General features: G+C 67.3%; 12 protein-coding genes, 1 tRNA gene and 1 pseudogene. 9 read left to right on the top strand and 5 right to left on the bottom strand.

The genetic code is table 11. From position 1 onward, the window contains the following. Window positions 1–159: 159 nt before the first annotated feature. Genes QM582_RS00565 through QM582_RS00555 form a run of 3 tightly spaced genes read right to left on the bottom strand, consistent with a single transcriptional unit; the run spans window position 160 to window position 1,868 of the window. Window positions 160–777 carry an SAF domain-containing protein gene (locus tag QM582_RS00565; protein ID WP_415080790.1) on the bottom strand — a complete coding sequence of 206 codons (618 nt, stop codon included), beginning with the start codon at window positions 775–777 and terminating at the stop codon, window positions 160–162. 47 nt (window positions 778–824) lie between these two features. After that, window positions 825–1,154, bottom strand: a complete 330-nt coding sequence (locus QM582_RS00560) for an FmdB family zinc ribbon protein (RefSeq protein WP_415080788.1) — start codon at window positions 1,152–1,154, stop codon at window positions 825–827. A gap of 54 nt (window positions 1,155–1,208) precedes the next feature. Beyond that, complete coding sequence (locus tag QM582_RS00555) at window positions 1,209–1,868, bottom strand: 5-formyltetrahydrofolate cyclo-ligase (protein ID WP_415080786.1); 660 nt, start codon at window positions 1,866–1,868, stop codon at window positions 1,209–1,211. A gap of 18 nt (window positions 1,869–1,886) precedes the next feature. On the opposite strand from QM582_RS00555, the gene glp reads away from it, so the two are divergent. From glp to QM582_RS00535, 4 genes are all read left to right on the top strand, one after another. Next, the gene (glp, locus tag QM582_RS00550) at window positions 1,887–3,182 is read left to right on the top strand and encodes a gephyrin-like molybdotransferase Glp (protein ID WP_415080784.1); all 1,296 of its coding nucleotides are present in this window, start codon (window positions 1,887–1,889) and stop codon (window positions 3,180–3,182) included. Beyond that, complete coding sequence (locus tag QM582_RS00545; RefSeq protein WP_415080783.1) at window positions 3,179–3,796, top strand: GNAT family N-acetyltransferase; 618 nt, start codon at window positions 3,179–3,181, stop codon at window positions 3,794–3,796. Before glp ends, QM582_RS00545 begins: the two co-directional genes overlap by 4 nt. A gap of 80 nt (window positions 3,797–3,876) precedes the next feature. Next, entirely contained in the window at window positions 3,877–4,611 is a 735-nt protein-coding gene (locus QM582_RS00540) for a hypothetical protein (RefSeq protein ID WP_415080781.1), read from the top strand. Between the two features lie 62 nt (window positions 4,612–4,673). Next, window positions 4,674–4,746 (top strand) — tRNA-Ala (locus QM582_RS00535). Window positions 4,747–4,940: 194 nt separating this feature from the next. Here the strand turns inward: QM582_RS00535 and QM582_RS00530 are convergent. After that, window positions 4,941–6,473, bottom strand: coding sequence for a recombinase family protein (locus QM582_RS00530; protein WP_415080779.1), 1,533 nt, complete (start codon window positions 6,471–6,473; stop codon window positions 4,941–4,943). Between the two features lie 72 nt (window positions 6,474–6,545). Between QM582_RS00530 and QM582_RS00525 the strand changes: the two are divergent. Continuing rightward, a pseudogene (locus QM582_RS00525) lies at window positions 6,546–6,707 on the top strand (very short patch repair endonuclease); the annotation flags it as partial. A gap of 152 nt (window positions 6,708–6,859) precedes the next feature. Continuing rightward, a complete protein-coding gene (locus QM582_RS00520; protein WP_415080777.1) occupies window positions 6,860–6,973 on the top strand; it encodes a hypothetical protein in 114 nt (37 codons plus the stop codon). Here QM582_RS00520 and QM582_RS00515 read toward each other — a convergent pair. Beyond that, window positions 6,963–8,141: a hypothetical protein gene (locus QM582_RS00515; protein ID WP_415080775.1), complete on the bottom strand. Its 1,179-nt coding sequence runs from the start codon at window positions 8,139–8,141 to the stop codon at window positions 6,963–6,965. The two genes, QM582_RS00520 and QM582_RS00515, sit on opposite strands and share 11 nt — an antisense overlap. Before the next feature lie 152 nt (window positions 8,142–8,293). Here QM582_RS00515 and QM582_RS00510 point away from each other — a divergent pair, with 152 nt between their 5' ends. The 3 genes from QM582_RS00510 (at window position 8,294) to QM582_RS00500 (ending at window position 12,590) form a co-directional block, all read left to right on the top strand. Continuing rightward, entirely contained in the window at window positions 8,294–9,454 is a 1,161-nt protein-coding gene (locus QM582_RS00510; RefSeq protein WP_415080773.1) for a DNA cytosine methyltransferase, read from the top strand. A 35-nt stretch (window positions 9,455–9,489) separates the two neighbouring features. Continuing rightward, the gene (locus tag QM582_RS00505; RefSeq protein ID WP_415080771.1) at window positions 9,490–11,760 is read left to right on the top strand and encodes an AAA family ATPase; all 2,271 of its coding nucleotides are present in this window, start codon (window positions 9,490–9,492) and stop codon (window positions 11,758–11,760) included. 152 nt (window positions 11,761–11,912) lie between these two features. After that, the gene (locus QM582_RS00500; protein WP_415080769.1) at window positions 11,913–12,590 is read left to right on the top strand and encodes a toll/interleukin-1 receptor domain-containing protein; all 678 of its coding nucleotides are present in this window, start codon (window positions 11,913–11,915) and stop codon (window positions 12,588–12,590) included. Window positions 12,591–13,114: the final 524 nt, after the last annotated feature.

Below are 13,114 nucleotides of genomic sequence, written 5' to 3'. Positions count from 1 at the left end.
GGCGCCCCCACGGGCCGGGGGCGGGGTGGCCGTGCCCTTCTTGAAAGCTACCGAAGCCCTGGCGCGATGTCGCCGGACGCCCTCACTGTGGACGGTGAGGGGTCGCCCTGCGGGACGCCGGCGGCCGCGGGCGGGGCCGATCGGGCGGGCCGTGGATCGTCACCGCAGCCCGAACCCGAGCGGTCCCCGGGCGGCTGCCCCGGAGACTTTCGCCAGCGCATCGGGCCGCAGCTCCACCAGCACCACCGGTCCGGCGCTCTGCCTCGGCGACAACGGTGAACTGTCCGATCCGCTGGCCAGGACGGCGACCACCCGGGCGGCCGAGGCCACCAGTGCCGGGTCGCCGCCGGCGTCCGAGGCGAGCAGGTCGATCCGGTCGCCGACCTCGACCAGGGCGGCCGCGGTCGGGGTCAGGGTGACCGGAAGAATGGCCAGGCCGGGAGCGGCGAGGGCGTTCTTGGTGACCACCGAGGTCGGCAGCAGCACCGTGCCTGCCGGAATCGAGACGGTCAGCGGGCGGCCCAGGGCCTGGTCCGGGTCGTTCAGATAGTCGGTGGGCAGCGCCGAGGCCGGGAGCCGGCGGACCGCCACGTCGCCGGCGGCGACGGTGCGTCCGCCGACCAGGGCGCGCTCGGCCACCAGGACGCTCACCGACGGAGGATCGGGCGGCCGCAGTACGCCCAACGCCGTCCACACCGCGAGGGCGGCCAGGACGGCCGCGAACAACCGGCGATGGCGGCGCAGCAGGCGCCGGACGCGGGACTGGAGGGCTTTCACGCCCTCAGTAGACGCCCGCCCGGCGAAAAGTGTTCAGAATCGCCGGATCAGGCCGCCGGGGCTCCGCTGCTGGCCGGGCTCGCCGCGGCCGGCTTGTCGGCGCCGCCGCTGGGCTTGCTGTCGCCGGAGCCGGAACTGGACGCCGTGGAACTCCCGTTCGACGAACTGGTGCCGCCGGCCGAGGCGCCGGCCTTCTTCTTCGCGCGGTTGTCGGTGGCGTAGAAGCCCGAGCCTTTGAACACCACACCGACGGCGCTGTACACCTTGCGCAGCGAACCCTCGCAGTCAGGGCATTCGGTGAGCGGATCGTCGGTGAACTTCTGCACGACCTCGTGCTGCGACGAGCAGTCCAGGCAGCGGTACTGATAGGTGGGCATCGGCGGCTTCCAGGGACGACGGTGAGTGAACCGGAGGATTGTACCCCGGCAGTGTTAGCAACGATCCCGACCGGCCGGGCTATTCCGCCCGGCGCGCAGGATCCTGCTCTCGGTGACGATCAGATCCACCCGTCGGTCGAACGACTCGACCGGCAGTTGGGGGAGCACCTCGGCGTCCCGCAGCAGCACGCCGACCACGGCGTCCGCGTGGGCGAAGCCGAGCGCCCGGTCGTACCAGCCGCCGCCGGTGCCCAGCCGGTCGCCCCCGGGGGTGGCGGCCAGCCCGGCGCACCAGATCAGCGAGGCCCGGGCGAGGCCGGTCGGGCCGAGGGCGGGGCCCACCGGTTCCAGGATGCCGGCGAAGCCGGGACGCACCTGCTCGGGGCCGGTGTAGAGCGCCCAGTCGGGCTCCCGCCGCACCGAGCCGTCCGGACGCCGCCCCAGCAGCGGCAGCAGCAGCGTGCGCCGGTCGGCGTACAGGGCCTCGATCAGCGCCCAGGTGTCCGGCTCGCCGCCCGCGGAGGCGTAGACCGCGATCGTGGTGTGCCCGGCGCAGGCCTGCAGGGCTCGTTCGGTGCGGGCGAGGCCGGCCGCGGCGTTCTCGGGAACCCGCCGGCCGGCGCCGATCCTGGCCCGCCACTCGGCCTTGGCGAGGCGTTGCGAAAGGTCGGTGTGGGGGCTCCCCGGAGGGTTCGCAGGGTCGGCCGGAGGCATTGTCCTATGGTAAGAGTCATGGCGCTTTTCGGACGGAAGAAGCGGGTTGAGCCCCCGGTGGAGCACCTCGACGAGCCGGTGCCCGACGAGGTGGCGGCGACCCCGTCCGGTCCGGTCAGCGTGGAGGCCTACCGCGCCGCGCTGCTCGCGGTGATCGAGCCGCAGTCGCCGATCGGTCTGGGCGTCCTGGACGCTTTCGGCCGCCGGCTGTGCGAGGACATCGTCGCCGACATCGACCTACCCACCTTCACCAGCGCGTCCGTGGCCGGGTACGCGGTCCGGGCCGCCGACGTGGCGGCCGCCTCGGCGTACGCCCCGGTCCGGCTGCCCGTCCTGGACACCCTGGACTCGCCGGCCTACCGCGGCGCGCCGCTGTTGGAGCGCACCGCCGTCCGGGTGGCGGTGGGGGCACCGATCCCCGAGGGGGCGGACGCGGTGGTTCCGCTGGAGCAGACCGGCGGCGGCGAGCTCGAGGTGGAGGTCCGGGTTGCGATCGCCGCCGGGCAACATCTGCGGCTGGCCGGCTCGGACATCTCCGACGGCACCCTGCTGCTGGAGCGCGGCCGCATTCTGGACGCCGGCGCCATCGGGCTGCTGGCCGAGGTGGGGCTGGACAAGGTGCTGGTGCGGCAGCCGCCCCGCGTGGCCGTGCTGACCGTCGGCTCCGACCTGGTGCCGCCGGGCCTTCCGTTGGCCTCGCGAGCCCACCGCTACGACGCCACCACCACCCTGATCTCAGCTGCGGCAAGGGCGGATGGCGCCCGGGTCTTCCCCGCGGGCACCTTCGGCGACGATCCGGCGGTGCTCCGCGAGGCGCTCACCGAGCAACTCATCCGGGCCGACCTGATCGTGGTGGTCGGCGGCCTGGACGGCACCCTGCCCGAGGTGCTGGCCGGGCTGGGCGAGACCACCGTCCGCCAGGTCGCCCTGCATCCGGGCAACGCCCAGGCGTTCGCGCTGATCGGTGACGACCGGACGCCGGTGATCGCGTTGCCGGGCGGGGCGTCCTCGGCCTTCGTCGGCTACCAGGCGTTCGTCCGACCGGCGCTGAACCGGCTGCAGGGCGAGCCGAACGAGCTGCCGCGCAGCGAGACCCTGCCGGCCCGGGTGGCGCTGCATGGACACGCCGACGCCACCGAGCTGATCCCGGCCATCATCACCGAGCGCGGGGTGGAGCCGTGCGGTGTCGCGGGTGCGGATCTGGCCTACGACGTGGCCCGGGCCGATGCGCTGATCGTGCTGCCGCCGCGCACCCGCCTGGTGCCGGCCAACTCCGACGTCGAGGTGTGGGTGCTGACACCACCGCGGACGTGAGTACGGTGCCCGGCTGGCCCGTCGAATTGCGCCACGGACCGGTCACCCTGCGTCCGTGGCGATTGACCGATCGCCGGGCCTGGGACGAGGTCCGGCGCCGCAACGCCGGCTGGACCGGCCCCTGGGACTCGACCAGGCCGCCGGAGTCGATCGAGCCACCGCTGACTTTCGCCGGCATGGTGCGGCAGTTCAACAAGCGAGCCCGGCAGGGCAGCATGCTGCCGTTCGCGGTGGACTACCTGCCGCCGGAGCAGCGGCGCCCCGCTCTCGCCGGGCAGCTGACCATCTCGGGCATCACCTACGGCTCCGCCAGCTGGGCACAGGCCGGGTACTGGGTGGACCAGCGCTGGGCCGGACGCGGGATCATCCCGACCGCGCTCGCGCTGGCCGCGGACTACTGCTTCTTCACCCTGCGGCTGCACCGGTTGGAGGTGGCCATTCGCCCGGAGAACGTCCGCAGCCTGCGGGTGGTGGAGAAGCTCGGCTTCCGGCACGAGGGCTTCCGGCCTCGCTACATGCATGTCGCGGGGGACTGGCGCGATCACGAGATGTTCGCCCTGCACGCCGACGAGGTGGGGCCTGGGCTGCTCGCCCGGCTGGAGAATCTGCCCTGATCACAGCGGGTTGGGGACGATCGGACGACACTCCGCGGGTTCTCCGGCGACGCGCCGGGGGCACCCCGTAACGTGCGGGTGTGGGTTTGACGGGAGTGATCTTCGGCGTGATCGCCGCGGCGTGGCTGGTCTATCTCGTGCCCTATTTTCTGCGGCATCATGCCGATCCGCATGCCGACGAGGTGGATCCCGCGGCGCCGTTCTCGGCGTCCGTCACCATCGTTCGGCGGGGCGTGTCGCTGGCCACCGCAGAGGAGGGCGCGGCGGTGGTGTCGACGCCGCTGACCCGGCGCGCCGCGTTGTACGAGCTTTACCAGATCGATCAGCAGGCGGCCGCACGCCGGCGCCGGGTGCTGCTGGTGCTCACCCTGGCCCTGCTGGGTGCGAGCGTTCCGGCCGCCCTCGGCTGGCTGGCCTGGTGGGCGCCGATCATCCCGGCCGGCCTGCTGCTGGTGTTCGTCGTGGTCGCCCGGTTCAGCGTCCGTGCCATGCGCCGCGACCTGGACGCCCGCGCCCGGCGGATCCGTGCGGCCAGCGACGAGCAGACGGTGGCGATCGCGGTGCTGGCCGAGGACGACGGCGGCGCCGAGGCGTCCATCGAGCTCACCGCCCCGGTGTCCCGCCCCGGTTCGCTGTGGGACCCGATCCCGATCACCGCACCCACCTACGTGTCGAAGCCGCTGGCGCCGCGGACGGTGCGCACCATCGACCTCTCCGCTCCGATCCGGCCGGCCAGCACCGTCCCGGTGACCGCCGACCCGCTGCCCGACCGAGTCGCGGACGAGGGCGACGAGCGGCGCGCCGTCGGGGAGTGACCCTCCCCAAGATGAACCAACGGCGACTCAGTGCTAGAGTCGTCCGTGCTCGTTGAGCACCTGGGGCTATGGCGCAGTTGGTAGCGCGTCTCGTTCGCAATGAGAAGGTCAGGGGTTCGAATCCCCTTAGCTCCACCCAGTTGCTCTTATCAAAAGTGCAGATCGACGCTTGCGAGGCCGTCCGCGAGGGCGGCCTTAGTCGTCTCCGGGCGCGCGGTCAACCCTGGGCTGGTCGGGAGTTCTGCTGGCGGCAGCATGTGGTTTGAGTAGGTTCTCCTTGCTTCCTCGCCGGAGGGGTTCTACTACGGCGACTTGGGTTTGCCGGGGTCTCATCTGGGTTGGGTGATGCTGGCGAAGGGCTCGTTGAGCTCGGCGCGGATCTGGCCGGGTTCGGGGCCGAGGAAGATCCCGGCGAAGATGGCGCGGTTGAGTTGCTTGCGCACCGTGGCCGGCGCATCGGTGTAGGTGGCGTGGACGTCTTGCAGCAGGTCGAGGGCGTCGCGGACGCGTTGCCGGATCTCGGTGTTCTCTGACTCCAGCTTCGCCTTCTCGCGCACGAGGCTCGCCTGTTCAGTGTTGAGCCGTCGCTGGTGGGTGCGGAACAGCTCGCGAGGGATGGCGTCGGCGTAGTATGCCTCGAGCAGCTTGGCCTGATTCGTCTCGACCGTCCGGGCGTCGACCGTGATCTGCGTGAGTCGTTCGTCGTTGACTGCCTGCTGCCGGTGGAGCTTGGCGAGCACAATCTGTTCGATGCGTTCACGCTGGCCGGAGTCCAGCTCGATCGTGCGGTAGAGGTCCTCGACCCGCTGCTCGACCTGGGCGATCGGCAGGGCCTTGCGTTGCTGGCAGATGGTGTCGCGGCGTCGGTGGCAGACGAAGTACTCGTAGACCCGGCCGGTCCTGGTCCGCGTGTGCTGCACGATCAGCCGCCTGCCGCACTCGATGCAGAAAACGGTGCCTTTGAGGTAGTGGTCGTGCTGACGTGAACGTTCCCCGTTACGACGACTGGTGAGGATGTCCTGGACGGTCGCCCAGGTCACCGCGTCGATCAGGGGATCGTGCCGCCCGGGATGTTCGATGCCGTTGTGGACGACGACGCCCTTGTAATACGGGCGGCGGAGCAGGCGGTGCAGCCCGTTCACAGTCAACGGTCCCGCTGGGGTGTTCGGTCCGGGTCTGGTCGTCATGCCCCGTGATTCCATCTCGGTGGCCAGGCGGGTGACGCTCCATTCGCCGGTGGCGTAGGCGTGGAAGGCCCAGATGACGTGCTCGGCCCGTTCCGGGTCGATCGTGATGGTGCGGACCTCACGGCCATCGTCGAAGCGCCGCTGGTTGAGGTAACCGAGCGGTGCCCGTCCGGGTGTTCCTCCGTGGATGGCCTTCTGTCGCATTCCCTTCATCACCTCGGTGGCGAGGTTCTGGGAGTAGAACTCCGCGATGGACGCCATGATCCCGTGCAGCAGCCTCCCGCTCGGTGTCGTGCTGATCGCCTCTGTTGTAGAGACCAGGTACGCGCCCGTGCCCTGGATCGTCTTCGTGATGGCCGCGTCGTCGGCGCGGTTGCGGGCGAGGCGGTCGATCTTGTGCACGATGACGAAGTCCACCGGCCGGTCCTGGATGTACTCCAGCATCCGCTGCAACTCGGGCCGCTCCAGCGATCTGCCGGAGCGGCCACGCTCGACGAACTCCGCCACGACGAGGGCGCCCATCTCCAGCGCCCGCCGCCGGTTCGCCTCTCGCTGCGCTGGGATCGACAATCCCTCCGGCTCAGAACCGCGCCGGGCTTGATCGAGGGTGGAGACACGGACATAGGACACGGCCCGAAGCGGAGACAACGAGCTCTCGGTGACGGTTGCAGTCATACCCCAAACGTTCTCGGGGCGTGGGCGGTCAGCTGTGATCGTGCTGGCGGATCAACGCCATAGCCTTGAACCATGTACACCCCGTGGGCGTCGAGCGCGGCAGCGCGCAAGACGATGCAGGGCAACCGCGGCCGAGATACCAAGGCCGAGCTGGCTGTACGTCGCCTCGTGCATGCGCGTGGCCTGCGCTACCGGGTCAACGCACGACCCGAGCAAGATCTGCGTCGGACTGCCGATCTGCTGTTCACGCGGGTGCGGGTCGCCGTGTTCATCGACGGCTGCTACTGGCACGGCTGCCCGGATCACTTCTCCATGCCGGCGACGAATCTGGACTACTGGGAAGCAAGATCGGTCGGAACCGGCGCCGTGACCTCGAGACGACTGCGTTGCTGGAAGAACGCGGCTGGACGGTCTTGCGGTTCTGGGAGCACGAGGCACCAGCCTCGGTCGCGGACAGCATCGCCGAGACGATCCGATCGCGCCGAGACGTCACTGGCTGAGGTCGGCCAGTGCGCTGGTCCAGTCGTCGGTGATGGTCTGGATCGGAGCGAGACGGTCAGGGAAGTCCTTGTGCGTGGTCATGCGTGATGTCAGTCCATAACGGAACTCCCAACGACCAGTGGGAGAGAACAAGCACGCCGCGACGACATCGAACCCGTCGGCCGGGTAGAACCGTGAGGCAGGGTCGCCCTTGGAGGCGCGAGTCTTCTGCACCTCGACCTTGAACGCGCCACTGGCGGAGGTCTTTGGGCTCGCGTTCTTGCACTCCACCCGGAGATGGCGGCCGTCGGTCAGAGTGACGTTGAAGTCGTGCATCGCGTCCACGTCAAGCCGTTCTACTGTGGCGACGCCCGGCGCGTCCTCGAGCAGCTGCTCCAGGTGATACTCGGCCACCCCGCCGCGGACGGCGACCGAGAGCCGGTTGCGGCCACCGATGATGTCCAGGATCTGCTCGCTGGTGAGTGCGAACTGCTCCTCCAGCACGTGTCGGCGCGGCAGGTCGTCGACGATGGACTTTTCGGCAAGAGTGACGGCGGCGGCGTACCGCAGAGGTGGGTCCAGACGTAACGACGTCGCGCGGCGTTCCAGGCGGGCGTAGTCGATCAGACGATCGGGGGTGAACGCGACGACGGTTTCCAGGCTGGTGGGGGAACGTGGCTCGGATCGTTTTGTGCCAGCCCGATTGACCTTCTCCCACACGTGCCAGCCGGAGGCTTTCGCCTGCTCGATCTCAGCGTCCTTGGCGTAGAAGGAGATGCCCATCGGCAGTGGATCCCACAGATTCGCGTCCAGCCCAAGGAGCACGCCATCGACCAGGTCGATCCCCAGGATCATGCTCACGTCCACACCCGCGAAGTCGCGTCCGACTGGGTGCTCTCGCTTCCACGACTCCTCCGAGCCGTAGCGAAGCTGACCGCGAATCTCATCGGCGGGGCGGTTCTTGATCGTGTTTCGCGTGATCCGGAAGGGATAGACGAGCATCCCGATCCGTTCGTCGGAGTCGAGCTGTACGCCCAGGTAGACCGGGGCCCGGTGCGGGTCGCTCGCGTACAGGACCCGACCACCGGAGGCCTTGACCGCCTCGATGAGGAACGCGTGCAAGTCAGCGCGGCCCTGCACCCGGTAGACCTCGCCGAAGGCGCGGCCGGCAAGTGTCTGCTCCTCCACGGGTATCCTCTCATCCCGACTTGTCCACAGAGTTCGCCGGTCGAGCTGGGCATGTCGGTGGCTCCCGGCAGACTCCTCTCGACGATACTGGTGATGCACGCACCGCCCGCAGACGCCGGGCCGTGCGTGCACGTATAGGAACGAGGTGGCATATGGGCGAGCAGCTCCCGGTGGTGAGCTTGTTCTCCGGCGCAGGAGGGCTTGACCTCGCTGTCGAGCGCGCCGATGCCGAGCCCCTGGACTCGAGCGACCCGGGCACCGGCCTGCTGCGAGTCTCGGTCGCGACGGACTACAACGAGCCGGCGCTGCAGACTCTCAAGGCGAACTTCCACGACGCTGCCACCCTCACCGGCGATATCCGACAAGTCCCCACCGCGCAGATCCTCGACACGGCCGGCCTGCGCGCCAAGGAGCCGGTCCTCGTGGTCGGCGGCCCGCCGTGCACTCCGTTCTCCAAGTCTGGGTTCTGGCTGGAGCAGAAGCGCGAGAGCCGCGATCCCAACGCCTCACTGCTCGACGAGTACGTCCGGGTCGTGCGCGAGTCCCGCCCAGAGGCGTTCATCTTGGAGAACGTCCAGGGCCTGACCTACAAGACCCACAAAGCACAGTTCGAGCGCCTGCTCAAAGGGCTTGGCGAGCTGGGCTACAACCCGCAGTGGAAGGTGCTTCTCGCCGCTGACTACGGGGTTCCTCAGTTGCGGCGCCGCGTGTTCGTCGTCGGACGACGCGATGGCGAGAAGTTCGAGTTCCCCGAACCGACTCACTCCGGGTGGAGTGAACGCGACCGTAAGATCGACACGACCAAGATCCCGCACGTCACCGCGGCACAGGCCTTCGCCAACCTGCCCCGGCTCGTGCCCGCCTCGCTCGACGAGATCGTCGACGGTCAGTACGGCGAACTCGCCGCTGAGGTTCCACCCGGGCAGAACTATCTCTGGCACACCGAACGCTACGACGGCCGCAACCACTTCGAATGGCGCAGCCGCTACTGGACCTTCCTGCTCCGCCTGGATCCCAACCGACCCTCAACGACCCTCCAGGCCCAGCCCGGCCCGTGGGTCGGCCCGTTCCACTGGGAGAACGTCCTCACCGCCTCTGGCGAAGAAAGAGCACGTAGGCTTCGCGTCAACGAGATGCTCCGACTCATGTCCTTCCCCGATGACTTCAAGATCGACGGCACCCGTTCCGACGTCCAACGTCAGCTCGGCAATGCTGTCCCGCTAGAACTCGGCAAAGCCGTCGTTCGAGCGTTGATAGACCAGCTCGGTTACCTCGATCGACGGCAGGCGGTTCGTGACGTTGTGTTCGCGTGAGCCGAGGCAGTGTGAGTATGCTTCGTCGACTTGATTTGAAGGATTCCTGGCGCTCTCTCGCCCGGGGCTTCTGGCCGGACGATCTTCCGTTGGGTGGCCGCACAGTTGTGTACGGCCACAACGGAAGCGGCAAGTCGACACTGTCCGAGCTTCTCCTCAGTCTCGCCGAGGGGGGCTGCGCCACGGGCGTGGTCTGGGAGGACGAACAAAAGCACCGCAACAACATCCGCGTCGGTGGTGCAAGTCCCTCGGCGTCCATGGCGGTGTTCACCCGCAAGTGGGTCGAGGCCAACCTGTCTGCTTTCCTCGACGGTGCCGGTGCCACGGCGATCGTGACCCTTGGCAAAGAGGCTATCGATGCGAAGGAGGAGGAACACCGACTCGTCGAGGAGATCGGCGAGCTTCGAGACGAAGCCGCGGAGGCCACCAAGCAGCAGAAGGCCGCCGACGACAAGGTCGAAAAGCTGGCCCGCGGCCTCCAGGATCGCATCGTGTCTGAGCTCAAGGAGTTTGACTACAGCCACTTCACGAAGAACCGCTATTCCGTGCCGAAGGTCCAGGACGACCTGCGCAAGTACAAGGGCCAGTTCCCAGACAGCAACGCGCACGCTGAGGCACTCAAACGGCTTGGAGAGGCTGCGCCGTCGCCCGTGCCGGAGATCGTCGCTCCGCCCACTGGCATCGCCGGCCTGCTGGTCAGTCTTCCCGAGACATTGGCCGAGACGCCCACCCGAGTTGCCATCAAAGCGCTAGAAGGCAACCCGGCGGCTCAGACATGGGTTGAGCAAGGTCTCATACTGCACGAAGGCCTGAACCACTGTCTGTTCTGCGCCGGGGAGATCAGCGGCGATCGGCGTGATCAGTTGGCTCGTCATTTCGATGAGAGCTGGCTCCAGATCCGCAGCCAGGCGAAGAGGCTGCTGGATGCCGTCGTGGGCGAGAAGAAAGAACTCGTCGCCTGGCATGCTGCTCTGCCGGCGGTGGCGAGCTTGGCGAGTGAACTCCGGCCGGTCTACGAGGGCGCCGTGGAGCGAGCCAAGGCCGATGTGGATGATCGCGTTGTCGCGCTCGTGGCCGTTGAAGAGGCGCTCAACGACAAGATCGCGGACCCCAGCGGTACCCCCAGTGTCCCAGAGTGGTCATCGCTCAACACGACTCCATCCACCACAGTGCTTGCCCAGGCTGTCATGGAGCACAACGACCGGGCCCGACGTCACGCGGAGGTCACCGCGGAACGCAAGCAGACGGTTCTGGATCATCTGGTCGGATCCCAGAGCGAAGCCTTCCGAGCGCTTGAAAAGCAGGCAAAGGAGCTGGCAGCCAAGAGTCAGACCGCCAAGGATGCTGCAGACCTGGCCGAACGGCGTCTGGATGAGGTGCGTCAGGCACAGTTCACGACGAAGGACATGGCTGACACTCTGACCCGTGACCTGGCCCGCGTTTACGGCAAGGATCACCTCAGTGTTGCAGTCACGTCGGATGGCAAGTCGTATGCCTGCCGTCGCGGGAACGAGCCGGGTACGGATCTCAGCGATGGTGAGCGGACGACCCTGTCGTTGCTGTACTTCCTGCGGAAGTTGGAAGACGAGCAGACTCCTGGCGGTGACCGGTCGCAGCGAATCGTAGTAATCGACGATCCGTCCAGCTCGCTCGACCGGGAAGCTCTCTTCGCGACCCATCAGTGGCTGATCGATACGCTCAAGGGCTTCGGCCAGTACATCATCTTGACCCATGATTTCAGCTTGCTGCGGCTATTCATCAAGTCCCACAAGAGCGTCTGGGGCAAGTCGATGAGTCAGATCAAGAAGAACGATGTCGACGAGATTCGCTTCCCGAAGGTCTCGTTCCTAGAGATGTACGCGGCCTCGATCGACGGCGAGCGTCGCTCTCGCGTCGGTAGACTCCCACGCGTCCTGCTCAACAACACATCGGAGTACGCCTACCTCTTCTCGATGGTGATGGTCGGGATCGCTGACTCCGAGGACCACGAACGCCTCTTCCTGCTACCGAACGCCGCTCGCCGCGTCCTGGAGGTCTTCGCCAGCTACAAGGCGCCTCACCGCACCGACTTCCTTCAACAACTCGAAGCTTTGGTGGAGTCTCAGGAAGGCGAGCCCTACCGTGACGTGTACGACTTCTGCAATCGCTTCTCACACGGCGAGGGAAACGAGAGCATTGACGTGCTCGACGCCCGGGCCGTCCACGGGCAGATCCGCCGATGCATGGAGCTCCTGCGCGCAGTTGACAGCGAGCACTTTGAGCGCATGTGCGCGGGCGCCGGGATTGATGTCGCTGCGCTCGCATGACTGGTCTTGGCACATGGTTGCGCAATAGGCGAGAAGCCGCGTCGCGCTACCGACGAACTCGCGCTGTCTGGAGGGATCGTCGTCGGGCGTCGATGGGATACTGGATGCGACAGCCACGGTAGGAAGGAAGCGTCGTGCCGAGAGTCCCCCGGATGCCTTCGCAGGCGAAGTTGCGCAGCGACCTGCGAAAGCTCGAGCAGGCCGGCCGCAAGCTCAAGAGCGCGGCGAACGATCTCGATCGCCAGGCCAAGCGCTCCGACCGCGAGCTTCGACAATTGCAGTCGCGGCTCCGGTCCAACGCAACCCGGTCGCGGCCGGTCGTCCACTACACGCCTGACCAGGTTCGCCATCTCGAACCTACGAGCGACGCCCTCCGCCAGCTTCATGAGCGAAAGCCCGACCTGCGGGACGTGTTCCTCTGCCACGCATGGCCGGATCGGAACGATTCTGCCAGGGAGCTTCACGATCACCTCGAGAGTTTCGGCGCTTCTGTCTGGTTCAGCGAGAAGGATGTCCGGCTTGGAGAACCACTCACACGCCGGATCGACCAAGGTCTACGAGACTCGAAACTGGGGGTGGTGCTGGTCACGCCCAACATGATCCAGTCGCTGCGGAACGAAGGAATCGCTGACAAGGAACTCGCCGCGCTACTCCGCACAAACCGGGTCATTCCGGTCCTTCACGGTCTTTCATTTGATGAACTGAATGATGAGAGTCCGCTCCTTGCGTCCCGCGCGGGGCTATCGACCGAGGAGAACTCGCTCGAGGAGATCGCCGCTATGATCGCCGACACCATCGACCGGTCAGAGGCCACACCCGAGGACGCATGACGATCCGAGATCGACTGCGGACTATCACCGCAGACGCCGCGTGTGCTCCCACACCGTCGCTCGGTGGATGCCGAACCGCTTGGCTATCGACATCACGCTCTCGCCGCTCGCCCGAGCGGTTCTAATAGCTTCTACTTCCTTCTCCGTGAGGTCGGTTCTAGTACGTCTACTAGGGTTCTTGACGACGTCGAATCCCACGTCGAAGACGAGCGGCGGCGACGTCACGGTGGCTGAAGATCCCTGGATCCACGCGGAATCAAGGCGATCCAGCCGTCGCATGAGGTTCATGTTGGGTACCTTAGAGACCACCACTTCAGACGTACTGGAACACCTGGCACTGGGATGCTCTGCGCCCCAGTCCCAACCGTGTTGGGTCTGTCAGACTCGAAGCAGCGGTGAGCATCTGCTCGAGCCGGACAGCTGGAAGCGTTGCTTATTCCGCGCTTGATCTAGTTGGCTGCGGATCGTTGTGCTAGTGAGTCGAAGACCTCCTCGGGAAGTTCGACCGATGCGAGGGCCTCGAT

This window comes from Micropruina sp., from assembly GCF_047607385.1.
Lineage (GTDB): Bacteria > Actinomycetota > Actinomycetes > Propionibacteriales > Propionibacteriaceae > Micropruina.
The sequence above is the reverse complement of the archived record's forward strand: the minus strand, read 5'-3'. Positions and strand labels throughout refer to the sequence as shown.